Source organism: Caldalkalibacillus mannanilyticus JCM 10596 (assembly GCF_000615945.1).
GTDB classification, from domain to species: Bacteria; Bacillota; Bacilli; order Caldalkalibacillales; family JCM-10596; genus Bacillus_AT; species Bacillus_AT mannanilyticus.
Window position 1 is genome coordinate 1 of the sequence record NZ_BAMO01000032.1, and the last position, 22,373, is coordinate 22,373.

Below are 22,373 nucleotides of genomic sequence, written 5' to 3' on the forward strand. Positions count from 1 at the left end.
TACTTCTTAGAATTAGTTGGACCATCAGGTAGGATTCCGACGCGTTAGCTAGTCCAGTGAATAGCTTCTTGTGCGTTACTTCTTCTGGGGAACCCTTGGGTGAGAATCCTGCTTCTTAGAAAAATGGTGACCCGTAGGGGATTCGAACCCCTGTTACCGCCGTGAAAGGGCGGTGTCTTAACCGCTTGACCAACGGGCATATAATAAACTGGAGCTTCCAACCGGGATTGAACCGATGACCTCTTCCTTACCATGGAAGCGCTCTACCGACTGAGCTATGGAAGCATGGCTCCACAGGTAGGACTCGAACCTACGACCGATCGGTTAACAGCCGATTGCTCTACCGACTGAGCTACTGTGGAATAAATCAATCTTCGTTAACTTACATCGTATATCTTGTCCACAAAGCTATTGACCTGTTCCTGAGGACAAGAATTAGTATACAATGTTTTTTTTTTTGCAACCCATTTTTGACGGTAATTTTTCCCCTCATTATAAACAGCTTATCTTCCATCTAGATAATGTTTATGGCTTGTTATTATAACGTAGAGATCTATAATTCCTTACACATGCTGTGATTTTTTTCTGATATATTTAGATAGCTCTCTTGGAGAAACAAATCGTCCATATAGTTTAAAGATAATTTTATACCGCTCCTCCATGGCACGCCTGACAAGACCATCAATTCTTTCATCAGATAAATCCAATAAAAGCTCCTCTAACTCCTTTTTCAATAAATATTCCAGCTCTAGTGTTTCCTTTTGATTAAGCATCATTCCAATCATCTGCCACACCTCATTTATTGATTTCCCATGTGTCATTGTTATTTCCCAAATTGAGGTATTTTATGACTATCCCCTCTAATTTTTTTAGGATCGAATCATTTTTTCTATGATGAGAGGCGTGACAAAACTTTCAATCATGGCAGCTACAAACAGTGTGCATATCATGATAATTAAGAGGGCTGAAACAGAATGAAGTCGTTCTTTAAAAATCTGTTTTCCCCTTTCCTCCCATAACGTTCTTACCCCAACATTGCGTTTTTCTCCAAAAGCGTGAGCAAAAAACCCTTCGCTGCCCCAAAACCATCTCAATAAGCGCCAGCCCAGAAACATGCCCAGTCCTCCAGCTACAATAATGACAGGAAGCTCTAAAATTCCATGAGGCATTAATCCATACAAAATAACGGCTAATGGTGCTACTCCTGCATTCGCTGACGTGTGTAATACATACCCAATCACCAAGCCATTAGCAAACAGAGTGAAGCCAGGGGCAAAAAAGAAGAAGATACCTAAGATCACCATCATCATGGCTGCTTTCGTATTATTCTGAAAGATATACCACGCCGTATACAGCGGACTGTCCTTTCCTTCAATATGCTCCACGATGTCTTTTAACTGATCCATCATAGCAGCGATGTGTTTATCAAAAACGTGACTGTACTGATACCCAAGCCAAGCACCTGCAAACATTAGTAGTCCCGCTAAAAAAATCGCTGACCAAGACTCTTTTATTAATTTTTTTACATCCCTCATGAAAAGCAACTCCTTTTTTTGGGCATAAATTTCGTTCTTGTACATACTTATTCTAATATAGACTTATTGGACAGGGGGTACCACCCAATGAATGTTTTCTGGGTTTTAAATGGTCAAAAAATAAAAAGATTACTGATCTTAACAATGGCTGCGCTTTTTACAGCGGGCATTATCTACGTAGAGAAAGATTCCATGTCTGTCTTCTCGAAAATGACAGTACAAAATACGGATGGGCCAGAAGCCATTTATAAAGTCGAAACAAACGAAAAAAAGCTTTCTCTCACCTTTGACATCTCTTGGGGAAGTGAACGACCTGGACCCATTCTGGATGTTCTAGAAGCTAAGGGTGTGAAAAAAGCCACTTTCTTTTTATCTGCTCCTTGGGCTGAACATCATCCAGAGATTGTCCAACGAATAAAGGAGATGGGCTTTGAAATTGGTTCCCACGGACACAAGCATATTAATTACAGCCGACTTAAAGACGATGAAATTCGTGAGCAAATTCTTAAAGCAGACAAGACCCTCAAATCCCTAACAGGAATGGACATTAAATTACTTCGTACTCCCAATGGCGACTTTGACAAGCGTGTTCTACGCATTTCACAAGAACTAGGCTACACCGTGATTCAATGGGATACAGATTCGAAGGATTGGATGAACCCAGGAGTCGATAACATTGTTCAAAATGTAGTGAGTCAAGCTCATCCAGGAGATATCATTTTACTTCATGCTAGTGATTCCAGTAAACAAACTCATGAAGCTCTTCCCAAAATCATTGACCAATTGAAGTCCAACGGCTATGATTTTGTCACTGTTTCTGAATTGATCTCTGGAGTCAATAGTAAGGTCAAACAACTAAATTAAACTCTTCCAAGTGCTATGAGTAAGCCTCAGGCACTTTTTTCTTTTGATTCCCCCAACAAACGGTGAAGTAGAAGCAACTGCCAGACATTACAGACAAACATAGGCACTAGCATAAGGATAATCCAATTCCAATCATTTTGAGTCAAAGCAGGCACAATTTCAATGGTTGTAACCACATACAGAAAGAAAACAGCGGGGATAAAGGTAAATTTTTGAGTTTCCTTCGCCTTAAAATACGCACCAAGCAAGGCAGCAAGCAGTAATATGACGGGCATAGCTACATAATGAAAAAATGACTCACCGGGCGTGTGAAAGGCATAGTACCGCAGATAGATGAGATCAAAAAAAGTAAAAGCGATCAAGACAATCTGGACACGATTCCATAACTTGTGAGATTTAAAAAGACCAAGTCCAAAACGATGAATAGTAAGATAAGCAAAAAAGCCCATCTGACTGATTACACTAAATAACAGCCCAACAATAAACAACCAAATCCCTACAGCAACAATATCTCCTAAGGTTTTTCCTTGAGCCCCTTCATACCCTAACGCCAAAGCAGTCGTAATGGCACTAAATCCCCCCAGCAGAGAGGTCGTTATAATGAGGTAAAATAATTTCTTTAGATTCAATGTTCGGTCACCACTTTCTCTCTATGTAAAAAAATATTACATTATTCTTGGATTCTTTAAACACCCTGCTTACGATTGTACCAAAAAGTATAAATTCATTCCACAGATGCATATTAAACATATAGATTTTTGAAAGGAGCTGTGTCATTTTATGAAACATTTTTTTCTAAAGAAGACAATGACCCTCTTACTTGCGTTCGTCTTTATTGTCCTTATGCTTTTCGTTAGTAGCTGTGCTCCTGAAGAACAAACAGCCAAGCCTGATTATAAAGAAACCAAGCAAATGGTCGTCGATATTCTACAAACCGATGAAGGGAAAAAAGCAGTTGAGGAGGTCATGCAGGAAGATAAGGTTAAACAAGAACTGCTGCTAGATGAACCTTTTGTCAAAAAAACCATTGAAACAACCATCCTGAACCCAGAGAATACGGAAAAATTAAAAGAAATTATGAGTGATCCCGAGTTTATGAAGGAATATGCGAAACAATTAGAGGATGAACATAAGAAACTAATTAAAGACCTGATGAAAGATCCGCAATATCGTGCTTCTTTAATCGAGGTCTTGAAGGATCCCGAAATGGAAAAGCAATTCTTAGAGATGGCCAAATCCAATGAGTTCAGACAGCAAACTATGAGCGTCATGAAAGATGCCATCCAAAGTCCTTACTTTCGCCTAGAACTTCTAGAGCTGCTAGGCAAGGTTGCTGAAAGCCCTCCTGAAGATGAGAAGAAAAAGAAAGAAGAAGGCGGCGGAGGAAGTGAAGGGGAAGAAAGCAGTTAATTGATAGAAAAAACGAATAAAACACAGGGCAGGACAGATCTCATGGATAGATCTTCCACAAACCCTGTGTTTTTCTATTTGTAAGCTTGCATTATGATGAAGGAATAACAACCTTCTGCATGACCTTCTTCGCTAATTGGCTATAGATATCTCCAATTAACGTTCCTTCCGTATATAAGGCGGTCGCTGTTTCATCCTGTTCTTTGACAGGCTGTCCTAAAGGAATTTGAGCAATAAGCTCTGTATCAAGTACATCCGCCAGCTTCTCTCCGCCCCCTTGACCAAAGATACAGTCCTTCGTTCCATCCGGCAACTGATAATAGGACATATTTTCAACTACTCCTAGAATCTCATGATTTGTTTTTAACGCCATTGAACCTGCTCTAGCGGCAACAAAGGCTGCTGTTGAATGGGGGGTTGTTACAATAATCTCCTTGCTTTCTGGTAACATTTGATGGACATCCAAGGCGACATCTCCCGTTCCTGGAGGCAGATCTAAAATCATATAATCAAGCTCCCCCCAATGAACTTCACTGAAGAAATTACGCAGCATTTTTCCGAGCATCGGTCCCCTCCAGATCACAGGCGCATTATCTTCCACGAAGAAGCCCATCGACATGACCTTAACTCCTTTTCTTTCCACAGGGTAGATCACTTCACCGACAACCTGAGGACGTGAGTCAATTCCCATCATATCCGGGACACTAAATCCGTAAATATCCGCATCAATGACTCCCACTCGTTTCCCTTGGCGTGCTAATGCAGTTGCGAGATTAACGGTTACTGTGGACTTCCCAACTCCGCCCTTCCCGCTCGTTACAGCAATAAATACCGTTTTCGAGTCCTTAGAAAGCAGGGCATCACCTGTTCCCTTAGCCGGAGACCCCTGTTGTTGATTCTCAGACGTCAATTCGGCAAAACGCAGCCCTACAGTTTCTGCTCCCGCTGCTTTGACAGCTTGAATAATTTGATTTTGCACCCCCACCTGCTCGGGAGTCCCTAGATTTGAAAGCGCTACCTTAAGACTGACATAAGAACCATTAATTTTTATCTCTTTAATCGCACCAACCTCGACAAGACTTTTATGTAGGCTTGGTTCTTGAATCGGACGTAATGCATCGACTATTTGTTGTTCTGATAACATGAATGAACACCTCTTTGGCTCTGTCTTATATTTTCTTCGTATTTTCTGCCCTTAGTATAGCATAGGTTGCGCACGAACCCAATTTTTAGTCCTGAATTGGGCTCGCTTTTTCTCCAGAATAAAAACGTAGAATCCCTTGGTAAATGGAACTGGCTACTTTCTTCTGATACTCTGCTGTTTCTAAAAGAATGGACTCCTCTGCATTGGACAAGAAGCCAACCTCTACTAAAGATCCAGGTATTTCAGCATGCCTGAGGATAAAAATATCTTGATTCTTTTTCGCCTTCCGATTCGTATTTTCTAGGTTTCGTATCAGCTCATCCTGAATAAAAAGGGAAACCTGATGGCTTTCTTCAAATTGAGGATGAAAGAAGCTTTGAGCCCCCCTCCATTTGGGAGAAGGGATGCTATTGAGATGGATACTAATAAATAAATCGGCATTATTTTCATTAATCATCTTTACCCTATTTTTTAGATCCTCTACTTTTCTTCTCCCTGCTCGTTTCGATTCTTCATCTGCCAAATCCGTATCAGTTTCCCGTGTCATTAAGACAAGTGCCCCTGACTGCTGCAATAAATCCCGCAGATAAATCGATATCGCTAAGGTGACTTCTTTTTCTATTAAACCTTGCTTACTGATGGCACCACCATCAGCACCACCATGCCCTGGGTCCAAAATAATCACCTTTCCCGTTAGAGGAAGGCTCCAAGCTGATCTTGAAAAATCGTAGGATTGATCTGTTGTAAAAATATAAATTAGCACAGCAAATGCGAAACCACCCATTATCATTTTTTTAAGATTCCATCTCATGGTCATCCCCCTTGTCCATCATCTATACATGTATACGATGGCTAGGGAAATTCTATGACAACCTCTAAGAAGGTCTGGGTAAAATTCCGAAACTTCTCTCTTGTTCTCTCGTATCTACATTACATAGAAGAAAGTATGGGAGGTAGGTGACGTAGATGAAGAAAGCAAGCATATCTTTATTGTTTTTCCTTGCTGTGCTGATATTATTCCCTAGTCAAGCTTGGGCTGTGGACTATTCTATTACGAATGTTCAAATCAATGCGTACCTGCAAGAAAACGGGAATGTACACGTAGAGGAAATACACACGTACGAATTTAGTGGAGAATTTAATGGGATCACTCGCGAGATCGTTCCAAAATCCGGAACGGAAATCACTCATTTTAGAGCAGCTGAAAAGGGGTATCCCCTACAAATTGAAAGGGAAAATGATCTATATAAAATACATCGTAAAGGTCAGGATGAAAGTGTGACAGTAACCCTTCAATATACCATCAAAAAGGGTATTGAAGTCTATCAGGATGTGGCACAATTCTATTGGCCATTCTTCGATAGCCGCAACCCATCTACCTATGAAAATCTGTCGATTGTCATATATCCACCCGAGTCAACGCATCCTGTCGTTGCCTTTGGTTATGATCAGGCGTTTGCAACAGAAACCATTCAAGTGGACGGCTCCATCCTTTTTCAATTGGGGGAAGTCCCCAGCGGTACAAATGGAGATATCCGTGTAGCCTATGACGCTAATCTGTTCACTGCTGCAAGCCCAACGATCCATCAGCGAATGAAAGACACCCTCATCCAAGAACAACACTCACTGATCGTTCAAGAGCAAGAAAGAGCCGAAAGAAAGGAAACCTTAGTCACAATCGCCAAAATAGGGCTTCCAACCTTTACACTTTTTGTTCTATTGCTTATGTTCAGAGCCTGGTTAGATCGACGAGCAAGATATAGGGCTATCGAGCAGAACGGCTCCTCAATTCAAGGAGTTCCTGAGCAGATCATTAGCTTGCCAGCAACAATCTATTATACGAACTCTAAGTATCTCCCACCTGAAGCGATGGCGGCTGCCTTGCTAGACCTTGTCCGTCAAGGCTATGTGAAGAAGACAGGAGAAGCTTCCTTTCAGGTCATTCATACACAAGGAGCTTTAGCCCATGAGCAAATAGTACTGAAATGGTTATTTGAGATTATCGGTCAGAACGGAGAGTTTAGCTTTGACGATTTAAAAGCCTATACAAAAAACAAAAAAAACCACAGTCAATACCATTCTTTTCTGTCACAATGGCAGCAAGCCATAAAACAAGAGCTACAAGAGCACTCTCTTTATGAGGAGAAAAAAGGCTACCGCCTGCTTGTCGGGTTGTCCAGCCTCCTTGTCTTGCCGTTCCTTATTTTGTTTCCCTTGCACGATCTCTTCGGAGCCTTTTTTGCCGCCCTGGCTCTATTTATAACGGTGACCGTCTATGCCTTCTCCTATCACCCCAAGACAGTGGAAGGGACGCAGCTATCCTATGAGTGGAAGCTATTTAAACAACAATTCACAGACATTTCTATCGCTCAGTGGGAGGCTTGGTCTGATGATGAACGCATGAGAGCTTATATCTATGGACTAGGGATCAATCAGAAGAAGTTGCACAAGAAAAATGAGGAACTCGTGGCTGCCTTCACTCCTCCTACAACTTCCGGAGTGAACCATCCTTATCCTACATCAGATGTCGCTTCCTTCGCCTATATTGGACCACTTGCTTCATCAAGCTTTCATGCAGCTAATCAATCAGCAGCTAGCTCCTCTCATGGAGGAGGATCAGGCGGTGGAACAGGAGGCGGAGGTGGGGGATCAGGTGCTTTTTAATTCAGTGTAATTAGTATAAGGTCGCTTTGAAGCCTAAACCCTTACTCCATCACAATTGCACCTTTCCAGTCAAGCATTCCTCCCTTGACATTGACCAGTTTTGTATAGCCCTGCTCCTGTAGCAATTGAACGGCCTCCATACTTCTTTTTCCACTCCGACAAATAATCACGATTTCTTGATCTTTAGGTAATTGTGCATAGGTTTCGGGTAAACTGCTTAAGGGCATATTGATCATTTCGGCAATATGTCCTTCTCTAAATTCATGCTCTTCACGAACATCCAGATAGAGAACTCCTTGGGAACTACCTTCCGCTGCCAGTCTTTCCTCAAGTTCTAGGGTAGATATTTGTTGGATTCCTGTACTCCCTAGAATTTGATATCCCACGAACCCAACCACAACGCACAGGAACAAGCCCATAATCCAATATTTCTTACTCAATTTAGATACCTCCCTTTTATACTCATTCATTACATACATATGTCTTCTACATTGTTTCTTTCATTATTTCTTTCATTGTTTCTTTCATTGTTTCTTTCATTGTTTAATTACTTTTTTCATTCTTACTTCTTCCATCGCTTCCTACATGGCTATTATAACAATTCGCTAGATGGGCTAATAGATGAGATTCTGTGAACATTCGTCTCAGAGGAGTCAGAGTTTCAAATACATTAAAAACAATAAAGGAACGCTGGGGAGATGAAATTGAATAATCACGAAGATGAATGGATGGTTAGATATCAAAGCGAACAAAGAACCCTTCTGAGAAATTGATAGTAACCTATAATGGCCTGTTGTTACTAAAAATTGCCCCAGTTTCGATCATGTTTATGTTAACTCTTTTACAGCTAATTGTGTTTGGATAGGAACGCCAAAAAAGGCTCTCAAGCAAAATAGCTTGAGAGCCTTTGAAACGTATATAATATTAACGTTTTGAGAACTGAGGTGCACGACGAGCTGCTTTAAGACCGTATTTTTTACGCTCTTTCATTCTTGGGTCACGAGTTAAGAAGCCAGCACGTTTAAGAGTTAAACGATACTCAGGATCTACTTTTAGTAATGCACGAGCAATACCATGACGGATTGCGCCTGCTTGACCAGTATATCCACCACCGCTTACATTAACAAGAACATCGTAGCTACCGATTGTTTCAGTTGCTTTAAGAGGTTGCTTAACGATAAGCTTTAAAGTTTCTAGATCAAAGTATTGATCAATTCCACGTTTGTTGATCACTATATTTCCATCGCCAGGTACTAAACGAACGCGAGCTACTGAGTGCTTACGGCGACCTGTACCATAATAAGTTACTTGTGCCAAAATGAATACCCTCCTATTCCAATTAACCGCGAAGTTCTAAAACTTCTGGTTTTTGTGCTTGATGCTTATGCTCGCTACCTGCATAAACGAATAACTTCATACCTTGCTTACGACCCAAAGTATTCTTTGGTAGCATTCCTTTTACTGCTTTTTCAATGACTTGCTCTGGACGCTTTTGAAGCATTTCGCCAGCTGTCGTCTGCTTTAATCCACCTGGATGTAAAGAGTGACGGTAGTAGATTTTATCTTGTAATTTCTTACCTGTTAAATGGATTTTTTCCGCATTGATTACAATAACGAAATCTCCTGTATCAACATGTGGTGTAAATTCTGGCTTGTTCTTCCCGCGAAGAATAGCAGCTACTTCACTCGCTAAGCGACCAAGTGTCTTTCCTTCTGCGTCAACAAGGTACCATTTACGTTCAACTTCTTGTGGCTTTGCCATATACGTGGTACGCATTTTTTTCCCTCCGTTTTTTGATCCTTCAATCTATATGATCGATATTTTATCATCTTTATTATATTCATTAACCCGGGGCTGTGGGGGCTGAGTTAAGTAAATATACCACTAGCAATCTTACTATAGAACGAGTATATAGTCAAGGTTATTTCCTTCACAGAGATAAAAGTTTTTTATCCTCAGGATAACTCACCTTCCACAAAAATAAGCCGTGTGGAGGCGCTGTTGGTCCTACCAAGGATCGATCTAAGGTTTCTAGCGCTTGCTTTACTTGGGCATAAGATAAACGCTTCCTACCGACCGCTATAAGGGTCCCTGTGATGATACGGACCATATTGAATAGAAAACCATTCCCTTCACAGATCAATACCAGCTTGTCACCGTGCTTTTCAAGATCCAAACGATAGATCGTTCTGATTCGGCTTCGTACCGTCGTTCTTTTAGAGCAGAAAGCCGTAAAATCGTGCTCCCCAAGAAAAAGACGAGCGGCTTCTAGCATCGCTGCAAAGTCCAAGTCGTAGGATACACGATATTGATACAATCTCTTGAATGGGTCCTCTGTCCTGCTAAGATGCAGAAAGTAGCGGTATTCCTTTTTTAAGACATCATGTCTAGCATGAAAATCTAGGTCCACCTTTTCGGTATGCTGAATCCTAATGTCAGGACTCAACAGAGCATTAATCGCTCTCGTCCAGTTAGACTCTTGAATAGCTAGCTCGCTTTCAAAGTGAAAGACCTGCCCCCTTGCGTGAACACCTGCATCTGTACGACCAGAACCAAAAATCTTCACAGGTGTCTGATGAAGCTTATACAGTGCTTTCTCGATTGCCTCTTGAATCGATAGAGCATTTTGTTGATGCTGAAATCCTGCATAATTCGTTCCATCATAAGCCACCGTACATTTGTATTTACGTTTTTCAGATGTCCCTTCTGTCACAATCAACCGGCTCCTTTGAAAAAGGCTAGCTACCCAAGAGTATATAATAGAAAAAAAACGTCAATCCAGCCACTTTAGATCGTGCAAAAAAAGGGCACGATCAGAATCTGGAGAGCCCAGACCCTGCCTCACCCTTTTTGGAGTTGAGATTATTTTACTAGCTCAAGATATACCATTGGTGCTCCGTCTCCACGGCGAGGTCCAAGCTTTAATATACGTGTATATCCACCTTGACGCTCAGCAAAACGAGGAGCTACATCACTAAATAACTTTTGGATTGCATCTTGACCAGTTGTTTCGTCAGCTGTTTCGTTACGAACAAATGCAGCTACTTGACGTCTGGCATGAAGATCTCCACGTTTAGCCAAGGTAATCATTTTTTCAGCGATAGAGCGAACTTCTTTCGCTTTCGCTTCTGTCGTTTCGATTCTTTCGTAAATGAATAGATCTGTTACTAGGTCACGAAACAACGCTTTTCTTGCTGAACTATTACGACCTAATTTTTGATACGCCATACTATTTCCCTCCTTTAAGCCGACTGGTTAATCCTCTTTACGCAGGCCTAACCCTAGTTCTTCTAATTTTTCTTGTACTTCTTCAAGCGATTTGCGACCTAGGTTACGGACTTTCATCATATCCTCTTCGCTCTTCGTCGCTAATTCTTGAACGGTATTAATGCCTGCACGTTTTAAACAGTTATACGATCGAACAGAAAGATCCAGTTCTTCAATTGTCATTTCCAGAACTTTTTCCTTCTTGTCTTCTTCTTTTTCAACCATGATTTCAGCCTCTTGGGCTTGGTCGGTTAATGTAACAAAGAGCATTAAGTGCTCGGTAAGAACCTTTGCACCTAAGCTTACCGCTTCTTCTGGACGTAAACTTCCGTCAGTCCATACTTCTAAAATCAGTTTGTCATAATTGGTTACTTGCCCTACACGAGTGTTCGTAACCTGATAGTTGACGCGAGAAACTGGAGTATAGATGGAATCAATCGCAATAACCCCAATTGGGTGATCATCACGTTTATTTCCCTCTGCGGTTATATAACCTCGTCCACGTCCTGCTGTAATCTTCATGTATAGTCTGGCACCCTCAGCAAGGGTTGCAATATGAAGGTCTGGGTTGAGTATTTCTACATCACTATCGTGACGAATATCTGCCGCTGTGACGACACCTTCTCCTTCGATATCAATTTCTAATGTTTTTTCTTCATCAGAATGAATCTTAAGAGCAAGTTTTTTCAGGTTTAAAATAATCTCAGTAGTATCTTCATAAACGCCCTCAATGGTTGAGAACTCATGAAGAACTCCATCAATTTGAACAGAGGTTGCAGCTGCACCCGGTAGAGAGGATAATAACACACGGCGTAGGGAGTTCCCTAGTGTGGTTCCATATCCTCTCTCCAAAGGTTCAACGACAAACTTTCCATATGTGCCATTCTCATTGACTTCTACGTTTTCAATCCTTGGCTTTTCAATTTCGATCATTACGACCCCTCCTTCAAAACGCCATACGCGCACACGAATCCTATTCTATCATTCTATTATGAACAAGATTTAGGAAATATATACCACTACATTCGAGTGTTATCTCTGTGCTGTCAGATTAGACACGACGACGCTTTGGTGGACGGCATCCGTTATGTGGAATTGGCGTTACATCCCTGATCATGTTTACTTCTAGACCTGCTGCTTGTAATGAACGGATAGCAGCTTCACGACCTGCACCAGGACCCTTAACAGTTACTTCAACTTCTTTTAGGCCATGATCCATAGCTGCTTTTGCTGCTGTTTCGGCAGCCATTTGAGCTGCGAATGGAGTGCTTTTACGAGAACCCTTGAAGCCAAGGTTTCCAGCACTTGCCCAAGATATTGCATTACCATGTGTATCTGTAATTGTAACGATCGTATTATTAAATGTTGATCTGATGTGAGCCACACCACTCTCAATATTTTTACGATCACGACGTTTTGTACGAACCTGTACTTTACGCTTTGCCATTCAATATGTCCCTCCTTTACTTTACTTATTTCTTTTTGTTCGCTACTGTACGACGAGGACCTTTACGTGTACGAGCATTTGTTTTTGAACGTTGTCCACGAACTGGTAGACCACGACGATGACGGATTCCACGATAGCTTCCAATTTCAATTAAACGTTTAATGTTAAGAGAAATTTCGCGACGAAGGTCACCTTCAACTTTAACTGTTTTATCGATTAATTCACGAACTTTATTTACTTCTTCTTCGGTCAAATCGCGTACGCGTGTATCTGGATTAATACCAGCTTCAGCAACTAGCTTCTGTGAAGTTGATTTACCGATCCCAAAAATATAAGTTAAGGCAATCTCAACTCGCTTTTCACGAGGTAAGTCAACACCTGAAATACGTGCCATATATAGTTAGCACCTCCTGTTTTATCTTAATCGGCTTCACTTTCTTTAGGAAAGTGAGGCTTATCCTTGCTTTTGTTTATGCTTTGGATTTTCGCAAATGACCATTACATTGCCTTTACGACGAATAACCTTACACTTTTCACAAATGGGTTTGACCGATGGTCTTACCTTCATCTTGTAAACCTCCTTGTCTTATGGCTCAAAAGCCTACTAAGAAGGCAATGAGCAAGCAGTACTTATTTAAAACGATACGTGATTCGACCACGAGTTAAATCATAAGGAGATAATTCCACTGTGACTTTGTCACCTGGTAAAATGCGAATGAAATGCATTCTGATTTTACCTGATACATGGGCAAGCACCTTATGACCATTCTCAAGTTCTACTCGAAACATTGCATTTGGTAGAGGCTCAATGACGGTTCCCTCTACTTCAATTACATCTTCTTTGGCCATGGATTCAGTCTCCTTCCTTGATCAAGGGCTCTTGAACTTCTTTAAACTTATTGATGGCAAAACGTATCTTGCCATTTGTCACTCGACCTGTCTGTGAAATACTATCTTGAACTTCAGATGAAATGAAATCGACACACTCGAGATGAAGAATGTTCTTCTTCTTGGAAGAATCAAACTTCCGTTTATCTCCGTCGGCAATTCGTACAAATCGCCCATCTTCAATGGCAACGACGATCGCTAGTTTGTCGGCATCTCTTCCTCTGAGAACCCGCACGATCTGACCGATCTGCGGTATAGCTTCAGGATCAACCACATTCATCACCTACATTTTAGGCTTTTGTAAAAATTTCATAACCAGTTTCAGTTATTGCAATGGTATGTTCATAATGAACGCAATTCTTTTTGTCTTGCGTCACAACGGTCCAGTTATCTGCCAGTGTCTTCACATAACGTGATCCTGCATTGACCATAGGCTCGATAGCTAATACCATGCCAGGCTTTAATCTCGGTCCTCTCTCTGGTGGACCAAAGTTAGGAATCTGAGGATCCTCGTGAAGAGATGATCCAATACCATGACCCACATATTCACGAACGATCGAAAAACCCGCCTCTTCTACATGCTTTTGTATGGCGTGAGATATGTTTGATAATCTTGCACCTGGTTGTGCTTGTTCTAGTCCGACATACAAGGACTTTTCAGTCACTTCCATTAATTTTTGGTCCAGTTCAGTAATAGTACCAACAGCATAGGTCCAGGCAGAGTCTCCATGATATCCTTTGAAGTTGGCACCAATATCAATACTGATGATGTCGCCATCTTTCAGAACTTTATCGCCTGGGATACCATGAACAAGCTCTTCATTTACAGAAGCACATATACTACCCGGAAATCCTCCATACCCTTTGAATGAAGGAGTTGCTCCATACTTTCGAATGATTTTTTCAGCAATTGCATCCAGTTCCCTTGTGGTCATACCTGGTTGAATCAGTTTCGCTAGCTCTTGATGAGTAAGGGCAACGATTCGTCCAGCCTCTCTCATGATTTCAAGTTCTGAGCTTGACTTGCATATAATCATTTTACAACTGCCCTCTTACGATATTGGATATATCCTCAAACACCTTATTGATATCTTGATCCCCGTTCACAGTTCTTAGGTAGCCGCGTTGTTCATAGAAGTCCAATAAAGGCTGTTGCTCTTTAATGTTCACATCTAAACGCTTGGCTACTGTTTCTGGGTTATCATCCGGTCTTTGGTAAAGATCTTCCCCGGTAATATCACATTTCCCTTCAACCTTTGGCGGGTTGAACTTCGCGTGATAAATCTTACCTGTACTCTTACTCAACCAACGACCACCTAAACGTTCAATTAATAACTCACGATCTACATGAATGTAAACCACATGATCAATCTTACGTTCAGACAAAGCCATTATATTTTCAAGCGCTTCTGCTTGAGCTACTGTACGAGGGAATCCATCTAATAGAAACCCTTCCTTACAGTCCTCTTTCGCTAATCGCTCATTGACAATTCCAATGGTTACTTCATCAGGAACAAGCTCTCCTCTATCCATATAGGACTTGGCTTCTATGCCCAGAGGTGTTCCTTCCGAAATCGCGCTTCGAAACATATCCCCTGTAGAAATATGCGGAAGCTGGAATGCTTCAACAATTTTTTCAGCCTGCGTTCCTTTACCTGCACCCGGTAGACCCATAAATACGATATTCATCTTACCCCTCCAATTCTATAAGGAATTAAGTTAGGCATAAGCCTTACTTAATGAACCCCTTATAGTGACGTTTAATCAATTGGCTGTTAATTTGTTTCATCGTATCTAAGGCAACCCCGACTACAATGAGTAATGCTGTACCACCAATTTGTACACTTGCTGGTAAAGTCGTTGTGAAAAACAGAGGTAAAATTGATATAGCAGCTAAGAATATAGCACCTGTTAAGGTGATACGGTTCAGGATACGAGTTAAATAGACAGCCGTCGTTTTCCCAGGACGAATTCCTGGAATATATCCACCATTCTTTTTCATATTATCAGCCATTTGAATTGGATTAATTTGTACAAAGGTATAGAAGTACGTAAATCCAATGATCAAAATAACATATAAGAACATCCCTAGTGGTGCTGTATAAGCAAGATTATCAACAATCCAATTAGCAACCACATTTCCCGACCAGAATTGAGCAATTGTAGTTGGGAATATAATTAAGGACATGGCGAAGATGACTGGGATAACCCCTGCAGCATTAACCTTTAAAGGAATGTGACTAGACTGACCACCATACATCTTTCTGCCAACCATTCTTTTTGCATATTGAACTGGGATCTTACGAATCCCGTTAAGCATGAAAATAACTCCGACTGTAATCACAATCAGCACGAGAATGACTAATAAGACTTTTAAGATGCTCATGAATAATGGTTCTGCACTGTCCACAAACCACAGCGCATATAACTGATTGACACCTGTAGGAATACCTGCAACGATACCTGCAAAAATCAGGATTGAAATCCCGTTCCCGATTCCTTTTTCGGTAATCTGCTCACCTAACCACATTAAGAAAGCCGTTCCTGCTGTTAAGACTATGGCAATGTATAAGTAAGTTCCAAAGCCAGGGTTAGGAATTAATCCAGGCACCATATTGTTAAATCCAATGGACATCCCAATTGCTTGAATAAATCCTAAAACAATCGTTCCGTAACGTGTAACCTGTGCTAGCTTTCTCTTTCCTGCTTCTCCTTCACGAGCCCACTGTACAAACTTAGGAACCACATCCATGGTTAGGAGCTGTACAATAATCGAAGCCGTGATATAAGGCATAATCCCCATAGCAAAAATAGAGAAGTTCTCTAAAGCTCCTCCACCAAAGGTGTTCAATAAAGCCATTGCATTTAAAGAATCTTGAAAGGAAAGCACATCAGAGTTAACATATGGTACAGGAATAAAGGCTCCTATACGAAAAACAACGAGCATGAGCAGGGTGAAGATGATTTTGCGTCTTAAATCTTCGACTTTCATAATGTTGGAGATTGTAGCAAACATTAAATCACCTCAGTTTTTCCGCCGGCAGCTTCAATTTTCTCTACAGCTGTTTGAGAAAATTTATTAGCTTGAACGCTTAATTTAACATTTAACTCACCGTTTCCTAAGATCTTAATTCCGTCACGAGCATTTTTGACAATACCTGTTTCGATTAGAAGTTCTGGAGTTACAGCTGTACCAGCTTCAAAACGATTTAATGTATCTAAATTAACAACTGCATATTCTTTACGAGTTGGATTCGTAAATCCACGCTTTGGTAAACGACGGTATAGTGGGTTTTGTCCTCCTTCAAATCCAGGGCGAACTCCTCCACCAGAACGAGCGTTTTGACCTTTGTGACCGCGTCCAGCCGTTTTACCATTACCTGAACCAATACCACGTCCTACACGATTACGTTCTTTGCGAGATCCTTCAGCAGGTTTCAATTCGTGTAATTTCATTGTTACACCTCCTCTTTACAATGAATGCAACTATGCTTCGATTTCTTTTACTTCTACTAGATGGCTTACTTTGTTTACCATACCACGGATTGCTTCGTTATCATTCTGCACAACCGTTTGATGGATTTTTCTTAAGCCTAAAGCTTCAACAGTCTTTTGTTGATCTTGTTTACGACCGATCAAACTACGCTTGAGGGTGATTTCCAATTTTTTTGCCATTGTGATTCCCTCCTTATCCTAACAGTTCTTCTACGGTCTTACCGCGTAATTTAGCAACATCTTCTGCACGTTTTAAACGTTTTAAACCGTCAAAAGTAGCAGCAATCATGTTGATTGAGTTAGATGAGCCGAGAGATTTAGTTAAAATGTCGCCCACTCCTGCTAATTCAAGAACAGCACGTACAGGTCCACCAGCGATAACTCCCGTACCCTCTGAAGCTGGCTTTAATAAAACTTTACCTGCACCGAATACTCCTGTAATTTGGTGTGGAATCGATGTCTTTACTAGAGGAACTTTGATTAAGTTCTTTTTCGCATCTTCAATACCTTTGCGAATCGCATCAGGTACCTCAGTTGCTTTTCCAAGACCGAAACCAACATGGCCATTACGATCTCCTACAACAACAAGTGCGCTAAAGCGGAAACGGCGTCCACCTTTTACTACTTTCGCAACACGGTTGATGTGTACTACTTTTTCTTCTAATTCTAACGTATTTGGATCGATTAGCATTCTCTTTTTCCCTCCTTTTTAGCTTAGAATTGTAATCCTTCTTCACGAGCTGCATCAGCTAATGCTTTGATGCGTCCATGATATAAATAACCACCACGGTCAAAGACGATTGATTCGTATCCTTTTTCTTTCGCACGTTTTGCTACTAATTGACCTACTTTTTGAGCTGCATCTACGTTACCACCACTTGTGATGGAAGCGCTGATCTCTTTATCTTGAGAAGATGCAGATACTAATGTAGTTCCAGCTACATCATCGATCAATTGAGCGTAGATATGCTTAGCAGAACGGAACACGTTCAAACGTGGACGAGTTGCTGTACCAGTTACTGTACGACGAACACGCGCATGTCTTTTCTTACGAGCTGCATTTTTATCGCTTTTTGTAATCATTGTCTATGATTCACTCCCTTCTTACTTAAAGAGCTTATTTTTTACCAGTTTTACCTTCTTTACGACGAACTCTTTCTCCCTCGTAACGAATTCCTTTTCCTTTATACGGTTCAGGTAGACGAACAGAACGAATATTAGCTGCAATGGCTCCTACTCTTTCTTTGTCAATTCCCTTTACTGTAATCTTGGTTTGAGCTGGAACTTCGATTTCAATACCTGCTTCTGGAATGATTTCCACTGGATGTGAGTATCCAACGTTAAGCACAAGGTTTGCGCCACTTTTAGAAGCACGGTATCCAACCCCAACTAATTCAAGGTTTCTTGTGTATCCGTTTGTTACTCCTTCTACCATATTAGCCACGATAGAACGAGTTGTACCATGTAGTGAACGATGTAATTTATTATCTGAAGGACGCTCAACTAGGATTGTATTCTCTTCAATCTTCACGATGATTTCAGAGTGAAGTTCACGAGATAATTCTCCTTTTGGTCCTTTAACTGTAATCTTATTTCCATCAAGTGTTACTGTGACTCCTTGAGGAATCTCGATTGGTTTTTTACCAATACGCGACATGTGTGACACCTCCGTTTCTCTCTAAACTTATTACCAAATGTAAGCTAGTACTTCTCCGCCTACTTTTTTCTGACGAGCTTCTTTATCTGTTACAACACCTTGTGACGTTGAAATTAATGCAACTCCTAGGCCACCAAGTACACGAGGTACTTCATTGTTTTTTGCATAAACGCGTAATCCTGGCTTACTAATACGTTTAAGACCAGTAATAACACGCTCGTTGTTTGAACCATATTTTAAGAAGATACGAATGATCCCCTGTTTGTTATCATCAATAAATTCAGCGTCACGGATAAATCCTTCTTGCTTTAAGATACCAGCAATTTCTTTCTTGATATTAGAAGCAGGAACCTCTAACTTCTCGTGACGAACTGCATTTGCATTACGGATACGTGTAAGCATATCTGCTATTGGATCTGTCATTACCATTTAATTAACCTCCTTCCTCTTGTCGGGATTACCAGCTTGCTTTTTTAACTCCAGGAATTTGTCCTTTATAGGCAAGTTCACGGAAACAGATACGGCATATTCCAAACTTACGCATGACTGAGTGCGGGCGACCACATCTTTCGCAGCGCGTATAAGCTTGAACTTTGAATTTAGGCTCACGCTTTTGCTTAGCGATCATTGATTTTTTTGCCACTAAGTTTCCCTCCTTTATTTTTGGAATGGCATTCCTAATTCAGTTAAGAGTTGTTTACACTCTTCATCAGTTTTAGCTGTTGTTACGATAACGATATCCATTCCGCGAACTTTATCGATTTTATCGTACTCAACCTCAGGGAAAATTAACTGTTCTTTCAAACCAAGTGTATAGTTTCCACGACCATCAAAAGCTTTCGCAGAAATACCGCGGAAGTCACGTACGCGAGGTAAGGAAATGTTAAATAATTTGTCTAGGAAGTGATACATTCTTTCACCACGAAGAGTTACTTTAACACCAATTGGCATACCTTCACGAAGCTTAAATCCAGCGATTGATTTCTTTGCTCTTGTAATAACAGGCTTTTGCCCTGTAATTAACTCGATATCAGCAACAGCTCCATCTAAAGCTTTTGCATTCGCTACTGCTTCACCAACACCCATGTTGATAACAACCTTCTCAACTTTAGGTACTTGCATGACAGTTGAATAGTTGAATTTTTCAGTTAAGGCTTTCACTGTTTCATTAAGATACTTTTCTTGTAATCTTGCTCCCATTTCGAAAACGGCCTCCTTTCTTCACCTGACTACTTATCTAAAGCTTCGCCAGATTTTTTTGCAATCCGAACTTTCTTACCGTTTACTTCTTTATAACCAACGCGAGTAGCATTTCCTGTTTTAGGATCTACTGGCATGACATTTGATACATGGATAGCAGCTTCTTGGTTAATGATGCCGCCTTGTGGGTTTGTTTGAGATGGTTTCGCATGTTTTTTCACCATGTTAACTCCCTCAACTAAGACACGGTTTGCTTTAGGAAACGCTGTGATAACGCGCCCTTTTTTCCCTTTGTCTTTCCCAGAAATAACGATGACTGTATCACCTTTTTTGACGTGCATGATTTGCACCTCCTTGTAGACCTAGTTAACTTACAATGTATAGCTTTCGTTTTGAAACATTATTGTCTTACATTAGATTACTTCTGGTGCTAAGGAAACGATCTTCATGAAATCTTTCTCACGAAGTTCGCGAGCAACTGGTCCAAAGATACGAGTTCCACGTGGGCTCTTGTCATCCTTTACGATAACCGCTGCATTCTCATCAAATTTGATATAAGAACCATCAGCACGACGTCTACCACTTGTAGAACGTACGATAACTGCTTTTACAACGTCACCCTTTTTGACAACGCCGCCTGGTGTAGCTTGTTTCACCGAACAAACAATAATATCACCAATGTTAGCATATTTACGACCAGATCCACCAAGAACTTTAATACATAGCAATTCTCTTGCCCCTGAATTGTCTGCTACTCTTAAACGGGATTCCGTTTGAATCATTTCAAGTACCTCCTCTCAGGTCTGAAGTTCATATGAGATAATAGTGAGGCTTCACACGATGAACACTCACCTGAATTGTTTAGATAACTACTGCCTCTTCCACGATTTCAACTAAGCGCCAGCGCTTATCTTTTGACAATGGACGAGTTTCCATGATTTTTACAACATCGCCGATTTTAGCTTGATTGTTCTCATCATGAGCTTTGAATTTTTTTGTATATTTTACGCGTTTTCCGTATAGTGTATGCTTTTTGTACGTTTCTACACTTACAGTAATGGTTTTATCCATTTTATCGCTAACTACTTTACCGACTTGGACTTTACGATTATTTCGTTCAGACATTGATCATTTGCCTCCTTTCTTAACCGTTATTAATTCCTAGTTCTCTTTCACGCAATACTGTTTTCGCACGAGCAATACCCTTACGAATGTCACGGATACGAACAGGGTTATCTAATTGACCGGTCGCTAATTGGAAACGGAGGTTAAAAAGTTCTTCTTTAAAAGAAGCAATTTTTTGTTCGATCTCGGCAGTGGTTAAGTTTCTAAGTTCATTAGTTTTCATTTGCTTCACCACCCACTTCTTCACGTTTCACAAACTTTGTTTTGATTGGTAACTTGTGAGCAGCAAGTCTCATTGCTTCACGAGCCACATCCTCAGGTACACCAGCAAGTTCAAACATCACTTTACCTGGTTTTACAACAGCTACCCATCCTTCTGGAGCTCCTTTACCGGATCCCATACGAACCTCTAGAGGTTTTGCTGTATATGGCTTAGATGGGAAGATCTTAATCCATACTTTACCACCACGTTTGATATAACGTGTCATGGCAATACGAGCAGCTTCAATTTGACGATTTGTGATCCAAGACGCTTCAAGCGCTTGAAGACCATATTCACCAAAAGCTACTTCCGTTCCACCTTTGGCTTTCCCTCTCATACTTCCACGATGTTCCTTACGGTGTTTTACGCGTTTAGGCATCAACATGATTATTTTCCTCCTTCCGCTTGCTTCGCTCTCTTACTCGCTGGAAGAACCTCACCACGATAGATCCAAATTTTTACCCCGATCTTACCGAAAGTTGTGTCTGCTTCTGCAGTGCCATAGTCGATATCAGCACGTAATGTGTGAAGAGGAACAGTACCCTCACTGTAACCTTCGCTACGAGCAATATCAGCTCCACCAAGACGTCCACTTACCATTGTCTTGATTCCTTGAGCACCTGTTCTCATAGTACGTTGAATCGCTTGTTTCATCGCACGACGGAATGACACACGGTTTTCTAATTGACGAGCAATATTTTCAGCTACTAGCTTCGCATCTAAATCTGGTTGTTTGATTTCATTGATGTTAATATGAACTCTTTTGTTGTCTGTTAACTCATTTAATGCTTTTCTAAGACTTTCTACTTCAGATCCACCTTTACCAATAACCATTCCAGGCTTAGCTGTGTGAATCGTTACATTTACGCGGTTTGCTGCACGCTCGATTTCAATAGTGGAAACAGCTGCATCTACTAAGCGCTTTTCAATATAGTTACGAATCTTGATGTCTTCGTGTAGTAATTGGGCATAATCTTTTCCTGCGTACCATTTTGATTCCCAATCACGAATGATACCAACTCGAAGACCTTTAGGATTTACTTTTTGACCCACGCATTATCCCTCCTTTTTTTCTGATACCACTACAGTAATGTGGCTCGTACGTTTGTTGATTCTGCTAGCGCGTCCCATTGCACGAGGACGGAATCTTTTTAATGTCGCTCCTTCGTCACAAGTGATTTGGCTTATGACAAGGCTATCTGGGTTCATTTCAAAGTTATGCTCTGCATTTGCAACAGCAGATAATAATACTTTTTCTACGATTGGTGAAGCTCCCTTAGGAGTGTGCTTCAAAATCGCGATGCTTCGCCTACTTTTTTGCCTCGAATTAAGTCTATTACTAGACGGACCTTACGAGGAGCAATACGAACGTGTCTGGCTACAGCTTTAGCTTGCATGAACTGTACCTCCTCTC

At 40.9% G+C, this 22,373-nt stretch carries 36 protein-coding genes, 2 tRNA genes and 1 pseudogene; 3 read left to right on the plus strand and 36 right to left on the minus strand.

Annotation, left to right across the window (positions count from 1 at the left end; translation table 11 throughout):
* Positions 1-209: 209 nt before the first annotated feature.
* The 4 genes from JCM10596_RS16405 to JCM10596_RS28130 form a co-directional block, all read right to left on the minus strand.
* Positions 210-285, minus strand: a tRNA-Thr gene (locus tag JCM10596_RS16405).
* Position 286: 1 nt separating this feature from the next.
* Positions 287-362 (minus strand) — tRNA-Asn (locus JCM10596_RS16410).
* A gap of 201 nt (positions 363-563) precedes the next feature.
* Complete coding sequence (locus tag JCM10596_RS16415) at positions 564-785, minus strand: hypothetical protein (protein ID WP_025028067.1); 222 nt, start codon at positions 783-785, stop codon at positions 564-566.
* A gap of 84 nt (positions 786-869) precedes the next feature.
* A complete protein-coding gene (locus JCM10596_RS28130; protein WP_025028068.1) occupies positions 870-1,535 on the minus strand; it encodes a stage II sporulation protein M in 666 nt (221 codons plus the stop codon).
* An 87-nt stretch (positions 1,536-1,622) separates the two neighbouring features.
* Here JCM10596_RS28130 and pdaB point away from each other — a divergent pair, with 87 nt between their 5' ends.
* On the plus strand, positions 1,623-2,399 hold the full coding sequence (gene pdaB, locus JCM10596_RS16425; protein ID WP_025028069.1) for a polysaccharide deacetylase family sporulation protein PdaB: 777 nt from the start codon (positions 1,623-1,625) through the stop codon (positions 2,397-2,399).
* Between the two features lie 26 nt (positions 2,400-2,425).
* Here pdaB and JCM10596_RS16430 read toward each other — a convergent pair whose 3' ends face one another.
* Entirely contained in the window at positions 2,426-3,028 is a 603-nt protein-coding gene (locus JCM10596_RS16430; RefSeq protein WP_025028070.1) for a KinB-signaling pathway activation protein, read from the minus strand.
* Between the two features lie 151 nt (positions 3,029-3,179).
* Between JCM10596_RS16430 and gerD the strand changes: the two genes are divergently transcribed.
* Positions 3,180-3,809: a spore germination lipoprotein GerD gene (gerD, locus tag JCM10596_RS16435; RefSeq protein WP_025028071.1), complete on the plus strand. Its 630-nt coding sequence runs from the start codon at positions 3,180-3,182 to the stop codon at positions 3,807-3,809.
* 91 nt (positions 3,810-3,900) lie between these two features.
* Here gerD and salA read toward each other — a convergent pair whose 3' ends face one another.
* Positions 3,901-4,953 carry an iron-sulfur carrier protein/transcriptional regulator SalA gene (gene salA, locus JCM10596_RS16440; protein ID WP_025028072.1) on the minus strand — a complete coding sequence of 351 codons (1,053 nt, stop codon included), beginning with the start codon at positions 4,951-4,953 and terminating at the stop codon, positions 3,901-3,903.
* Positions 4,954-5,038: 85 nt separating this feature from the next.
* Positions 5,039-5,764, minus strand: coding sequence for an N-acetylmuramoyl-L-alanine amidase CwlD (cwlD, locus tag JCM10596_RS16445; RefSeq protein WP_025028073.1), 726 nt, complete (start codon positions 5,762-5,764; stop codon positions 5,039-5,041).
* 155 nt (positions 5,765-5,919) lie between these two features.
* Between cwlD and JCM10596_RS16450 the strand changes: the two genes are divergently transcribed.
* Positions 5,920-7,617 carry a DUF2207 domain-containing protein gene (locus JCM10596_RS16450; protein WP_025028074.1) on the plus strand — a complete coding sequence of 566 codons (1,698 nt, stop codon included), beginning with the start codon at positions 5,920-5,922 and terminating at the stop codon, positions 7,615-7,617.
* Between the two features lie 41 nt (positions 7,618-7,658).
* On the opposite strand, the gene JCM10596_RS16455 is transcribed toward JCM10596_RS16450, so the two are convergent.
* The 29 genes and pseudogenes from JCM10596_RS16455 to rplV form a co-directional block, all read right to left on the minus strand.
* Complete coding sequence (locus tag JCM10596_RS16455) at positions 7,659-8,057, minus strand: rhodanese-like domain-containing protein (protein ID WP_025028075.1); 399 nt, start codon at positions 8,055-8,057, stop codon at positions 7,659-7,661.
* A 484-nt stretch (positions 8,058-8,541) separates the two neighbouring features.
* Positions 8,542-8,934: a 30S ribosomal protein S9 gene (gene rpsI, locus JCM10596_RS16460; RefSeq protein WP_025028076.1), complete on the minus strand. Its 393-nt coding sequence runs from the start codon at positions 8,932-8,934 to the stop codon at positions 8,542-8,544.
* A 22-nt stretch (positions 8,935-8,956) separates the two neighbouring features.
* Positions 8,957-9,394 (minus strand): 50S ribosomal protein L13, encoded by a 438-nt coding sequence (gene rplM / locus JCM10596_RS16465; RefSeq protein WP_025028077.1) that lies wholly within the window; start codon positions 9,392-9,394, stop codon positions 8,957-8,959.
* A gap of 154 nt (positions 9,395-9,548) precedes the next feature.
* Positions 9,549-10,331, minus strand: coding sequence for a tRNA pseudouridine(38-40) synthase TruA (gene truA / locus JCM10596_RS16470; protein WP_025028078.1), 783 nt, complete (start codon positions 10,329-10,331; stop codon positions 9,549-9,551).
* 149 nt (positions 10,332-10,480) lie between these two features.
* On the minus strand, positions 10,481-10,846 hold the full coding sequence (gene rplQ, locus JCM10596_RS16475) for a 50S ribosomal protein L17 (protein ID WP_025028079.1): 366 nt from the start codon (positions 10,844-10,846) through the stop codon (positions 10,481-10,483).
* A gap of 27 nt (positions 10,847-10,873) precedes the next feature.
* Complete coding sequence (locus tag JCM10596_RS16480) at positions 10,874-11,818, minus strand: DNA-directed RNA polymerase subunit alpha (protein WP_025028080.1); 945 nt, start codon at positions 11,816-11,818, stop codon at positions 10,874-10,876.
* A gap of 118 nt (positions 11,819-11,936) precedes the next feature.
* Positions 11,937-12,332: a 30S ribosomal protein S11 gene (gene rpsK / locus JCM10596_RS16485; RefSeq protein ID WP_025028081.1), complete on the minus strand. Its 396-nt coding sequence runs from the start codon at positions 12,330-12,332 to the stop codon at positions 11,937-11,939.
* Between the two features lie 25 nt (positions 12,333-12,357).
* The gene (rpsM, locus tag JCM10596_RS16490) at positions 12,358-12,726 is read right to left on the minus strand and encodes a 30S ribosomal protein S13 (RefSeq protein WP_025028082.1); all 369 of its coding nucleotides are present in this window, start codon (positions 12,724-12,726) and stop codon (positions 12,358-12,360) included.
* Positions 12,727-12,786: 60 nt separating this feature from the next.
* Positions 12,787-12,900: a 50S ribosomal protein L36 gene (gene rpmJ, locus JCM10596_RS16495; protein ID WP_003333770.1), complete on the minus strand. Its 114-nt coding sequence runs from the start codon at positions 12,898-12,900 to the stop codon at positions 12,787-12,789.
* A 62-nt stretch (positions 12,901-12,962) separates the two neighbouring features.
* Positions 12,963-13,181 (minus strand): translation initiation factor IF-1, encoded by a 219-nt coding sequence (gene infA, locus JCM10596_RS16500; protein ID WP_025028083.1) that lies wholly within the window; start codon positions 13,179-13,181, stop codon positions 12,963-12,965.
* 4 nt (positions 13,182-13,185) lie between these two features.
* Entirely contained in the window at positions 13,186-13,500 is a 315-nt protein-coding gene (locus tag JCM10596_RS16505) for a KOW domain-containing RNA-binding protein (protein ID WP_025028084.1), read from the minus strand.
* 10 nt (positions 13,501-13,510) lie between these two features.
* Positions 13,511-14,257: a type I methionyl aminopeptidase gene (gene map / locus JCM10596_RS16510; RefSeq protein WP_025028085.1), complete on the minus strand. Its 747-nt coding sequence runs from the start codon at positions 14,255-14,257 to the stop codon at positions 13,511-13,513.
* Between the two features lies 1 nt (position 14,258).
* The gene (locus JCM10596_RS16515; RefSeq protein WP_025028086.1) at positions 14,259-14,909 is read right to left on the minus strand and encodes an adenylate kinase; all 651 of its coding nucleotides are present in this window, start codon (positions 14,907-14,909) and stop codon (positions 14,259-14,261) included.
* A 43-nt stretch (positions 14,910-14,952) separates the two neighbouring features.
* Complete coding sequence (gene secY / locus JCM10596_RS16520; protein ID WP_025028087.1) at positions 14,953-16,236, minus strand: preprotein translocase subunit SecY; 1,284 nt, start codon at positions 16,234-16,236, stop codon at positions 14,953-14,955.
* The gene (gene rplO, locus JCM10596_RS16525) at positions 16,236-16,676 is read right to left on the minus strand and encodes a 50S ribosomal protein L15 (protein ID WP_025028088.1); all 441 of its coding nucleotides are present in this window, start codon (positions 16,674-16,676) and stop codon (positions 16,236-16,238) included. Before rplO ends, secY begins: the two co-directional genes overlap by 1 nt.
* A gap of 30 nt (positions 16,677-16,706) precedes the next feature.
* Positions 16,707-16,895 (minus strand): 50S ribosomal protein L30, encoded by a 189-nt coding sequence (rpmD, locus tag JCM10596_RS16530; RefSeq protein ID WP_025028089.1) that lies wholly within the window; start codon positions 16,893-16,895, stop codon positions 16,707-16,709.
* Between the two features lie 13 nt (positions 16,896-16,908).
* Positions 16,909-17,406, minus strand: a complete 498-nt coding sequence (gene rpsE / locus JCM10596_RS16535; RefSeq protein WP_025028090.1) for a 30S ribosomal protein S5 — start codon at positions 17,404-17,406, stop codon at positions 16,909-16,911.
* A 23-nt stretch (positions 17,407-17,429) separates the two neighbouring features.
* Positions 17,430-17,798 carry a 50S ribosomal protein L18 gene (gene rplR / locus JCM10596_RS16540; RefSeq protein WP_025028091.1) on the minus strand — a complete coding sequence of 123 codons (369 nt, stop codon included), beginning with the start codon at positions 17,796-17,798 and terminating at the stop codon, positions 17,430-17,432.
* A gap of 34 nt (positions 17,799-17,832) precedes the next feature.
* Complete coding sequence (gene rplF / locus JCM10596_RS16545; protein ID WP_025028092.1) at positions 17,833-18,372, minus strand: 50S ribosomal protein L6; 540 nt, start codon at positions 18,370-18,372, stop codon at positions 17,833-17,835.
* 30 nt (positions 18,373-18,402) lie between these two features.
* On the minus strand, positions 18,403-18,801 hold the full coding sequence (rpsH, locus tag JCM10596_RS16550) for a 30S ribosomal protein S8 (protein ID WP_025028093.1): 399 nt from the start codon (positions 18,799-18,801) through the stop codon (positions 18,403-18,405).
* Between the two features lie 28 nt (positions 18,802-18,829).
* The gene (locus JCM10596_RS16555; protein WP_025028094.1) at positions 18,830-19,015 is read right to left on the minus strand and encodes a type Z 30S ribosomal protein S14; all 186 of its coding nucleotides are present in this window, start codon (positions 19,013-19,015) and stop codon (positions 18,830-18,832) included.
* Positions 19,016-19,029: 14 nt separating this feature from the next.
* Positions 19,030-19,572: a 50S ribosomal protein L5 gene (gene rplE, locus JCM10596_RS16560; protein ID WP_025028095.1), complete on the minus strand. Its 543-nt coding sequence runs from the start codon at positions 19,570-19,572 to the stop codon at positions 19,030-19,032.
* A gap of 29 nt (positions 19,573-19,601) precedes the next feature.
* Positions 19,602-19,913, minus strand: a complete 312-nt coding sequence (rplX, locus tag JCM10596_RS16565; RefSeq protein ID WP_025028096.1) for a 50S ribosomal protein L24 — start codon at positions 19,911-19,913, stop codon at positions 19,602-19,604.
* A 72-nt stretch (positions 19,914-19,985) separates the two neighbouring features.
* Complete coding sequence (rplN, locus tag JCM10596_RS16570) at positions 19,986-20,354, minus strand: 50S ribosomal protein L14 (RefSeq protein ID WP_025028097.1); 369 nt, start codon at positions 20,352-20,354, stop codon at positions 19,986-19,988.
* Between the two features lie 79 nt (positions 20,355-20,433).
* Positions 20,434-20,697, minus strand: coding sequence for a 30S ribosomal protein S17 (gene rpsQ, locus JCM10596_RS16575; protein ID WP_025028098.1), 264 nt, complete (start codon positions 20,695-20,697; stop codon positions 20,434-20,436).
* Positions 20,698-20,716: 19 nt separating this feature from the next.
* On the minus strand, positions 20,717-20,920 hold the full coding sequence (gene rpmC / locus JCM10596_RS16580; protein ID WP_025028099.1) for a 50S ribosomal protein L29: 204 nt from the start codon (positions 20,918-20,920) through the stop codon (positions 20,717-20,719).
* Entirely contained in the window at positions 20,910-21,344 is a 435-nt protein-coding gene (gene rplP, locus JCM10596_RS16585; protein ID WP_025028100.1) for a 50S ribosomal protein L16, read from the minus strand. The genes rpmC and rplP overlap by 11 nt, the downstream gene beginning before the upstream one ends.
* A gap of 2 nt (positions 21,345-21,346) precedes the next feature.
* Positions 21,347-22,012: a 30S ribosomal protein S3 gene (rpsC, locus tag JCM10596_RS16590; protein WP_025028101.1), complete on the minus strand. Its 666-nt coding sequence runs from the start codon at positions 22,010-22,012 to the stop codon at positions 21,347-21,349.
* A 3-nt stretch (positions 22,013-22,015) separates the two neighbouring features.
* Positions 22,016-22,356, minus strand: a pseudogene (gene rplV / locus JCM10596_RS16595) (50S ribosomal protein L22).
* Positions 22,357-22,373 lie beyond the last annotated feature (17 nt).

Coding starts and splice junctions, on each gene's coding strand:
- JCM10596_RS16415 (WP_025028067.1), bottom strand. CDS start 785: ATGATTGGAATGATGCTTAATCAAAAGGAAACACTAGAGCTGGAATAT.
- JCM10596_RS28130 (WP_025028068.1), bottom strand. CDS start 1,535: ATGAGGGATGTAAAAAAATTAATAAAAGAGTCTTGGTCAGCGATTTTT.
- pdaB (WP_025028069.1), top strand. CDS start 1,623: ATGAATGTTTTCTGGGTTTTAAATGGTCAAAAAATAAAAAGATTACTG.
- gerD (WP_025028071.1), top strand. CDS start 3,180: ATGAAACATTTTTTTCTAAAGAAGACAATGACCCTCTTACTTGCGTTC.
- salA (WP_025028072.1), bottom strand. CDS start 4,953: ATGTTATCAGAACAACAAATAGTCGATGCATTACGTCCGATTCAAGAA.
- cwlD (WP_025028073.1), bottom strand. CDS start 5,764: ATGAGATGGAATCTTAAAAAAATGATAATGGGTGGTTTCGCATTTGCT.
- JCM10596_RS16450 (WP_025028074.1), top strand. CDS start 5,920: ATGAAGAAAGCAAGCATATCTTTATTGTTTTTCCTTGCTGTGCTGATA.
- rplM (WP_025028077.1), bottom strand. CDS start 9,394: ATGCGTACCACGTATATGGCAAAGCCACAAGAAGTTGAACGTAAATGG.
- rplQ (WP_025028079.1), bottom strand. CDS start 10,846: ATGGCGTATCAAAAATTAGGTCGTAATAGTTCAGCAAGAAAAGCGTTG.
- JCM10596_RS16480 (WP_025028080.1), bottom strand. CDS start 11,818: ATGATCGAAATTGAAAAGCCAAGGATTGAAAACGTAGAAGTCAATGAG.
- rpsK (WP_025028081.1), bottom strand. CDS start 12,332: ATGGCAAAGCGTAAAGTACAGGTTCGTACAAAACGTCGTGATCGTAAA.
- rpsM (WP_025028082.1), bottom strand. CDS start 12,726: ATGGCACGTATTTCAGGTGTTGACTTACCTCGTGAAAAGCGAGTTGAG.
- rpmJ (WP_003333770.1), bottom strand. CDS start 12,900: ATGAAGGTAAGACCATCGGTCAAACCCATTTGTGAAAAGTGTAAGGTT.
- infA (WP_025028083.1), bottom strand. CDS start 13,181: ATGGCCAAAGAAGATGTAATTGAAGTAGAGGGAACCGTCATTGAGCCT.
- JCM10596_RS16505 (WP_025028084.1), bottom strand. CDS start 13,500: ATGAATGTGGTTGATCCTGAAGCTATACCGCAGATCGGTCAGATCGTG.
- map (WP_025028085.1), bottom strand. CDS start 14,257: ATGATTATATGCAAGTCAAGCTCAGAACTTGAAATCATGAGAGAGGCT.
- JCM10596_RS16515 (WP_025028086.1), bottom strand. CDS start 14,909: ATGAATATCGTATTTATGGGTCTACCGGGTGCAGGTAAAGGAACGCAG.
- secY (WP_025028087.1), bottom strand. CDS start 16,236: ATGTTTGCTACAATCTCCAACATTATGAAAGTCGAAGATTTAAGACGC.
- rplO (WP_025028088.1), bottom strand. CDS start 16,676: ATGAAATTACACGAATTGAAACCTGCTGAAGGATCTCGCAAAGAACGT.
- rpmD (WP_025028089.1), bottom strand. CDS start 16,895: ATGGCAAAAAAATTGGAAATCACCCTCAAGCGTAGTTTGATCGGTCGT.
- rpsE (WP_025028090.1), bottom strand. CDS start 17,406: ATGCTAATCGATCCAAATACGTTAGAATTAGAAGAAAAAGTAGTACAC.
- rplR (WP_025028091.1), bottom strand. CDS start 17,798: ATGATTACAAAAAGCGATAAAAATGCAGCTCGTAAGAAAAGACATGCG.
- rplF (WP_025028092.1), bottom strand. CDS start 18,372: ATGTCGCGTATTGGTAAAAAACCAATCGAGATTCCTCAAGGAGTCACA.
- rpsH (WP_025028093.1), bottom strand. CDS start 18,801: ATGGTAATGACAGATCCAATAGCAGATATGCTTACACGTATCCGTAAT.
- rplE (WP_025028095.1), bottom strand. CDS start 19,572: ATGGGAGCAAGATTACAAGAAAAGTATCTTAATGAAACAGTGAAAGCC.
- rplX (WP_025028096.1), bottom strand. CDS start 19,913: ATGCACGTCAAAAAAGGTGATACAGTCATCGTTATTTCTGGGAAAGAC.
- rplN (WP_025028097.1), bottom strand. CDS start 20,354: ATGATTCAAACGGAATCCCGTTTAAGAGTAGCAGACAATTCAGGGGCA.
- rpsQ (WP_025028098.1), bottom strand. CDS start 20,697: ATGTCTGAACGAAATAATCGTAAAGTCCAAGTCGGTAAAGTAGTTAGC.
- rpmC (WP_025028099.1), bottom strand. CDS start 20,920: ATGAAAACTAATGAACTTAGAAACTTAACCACTGCCGAGATCGAACAA.
- rplP (WP_025028100.1), bottom strand. CDS start 21,344: ATGTTGATGCCTAAACGCGTAAAACACCGTAAGGAACATCGTGGAAGT.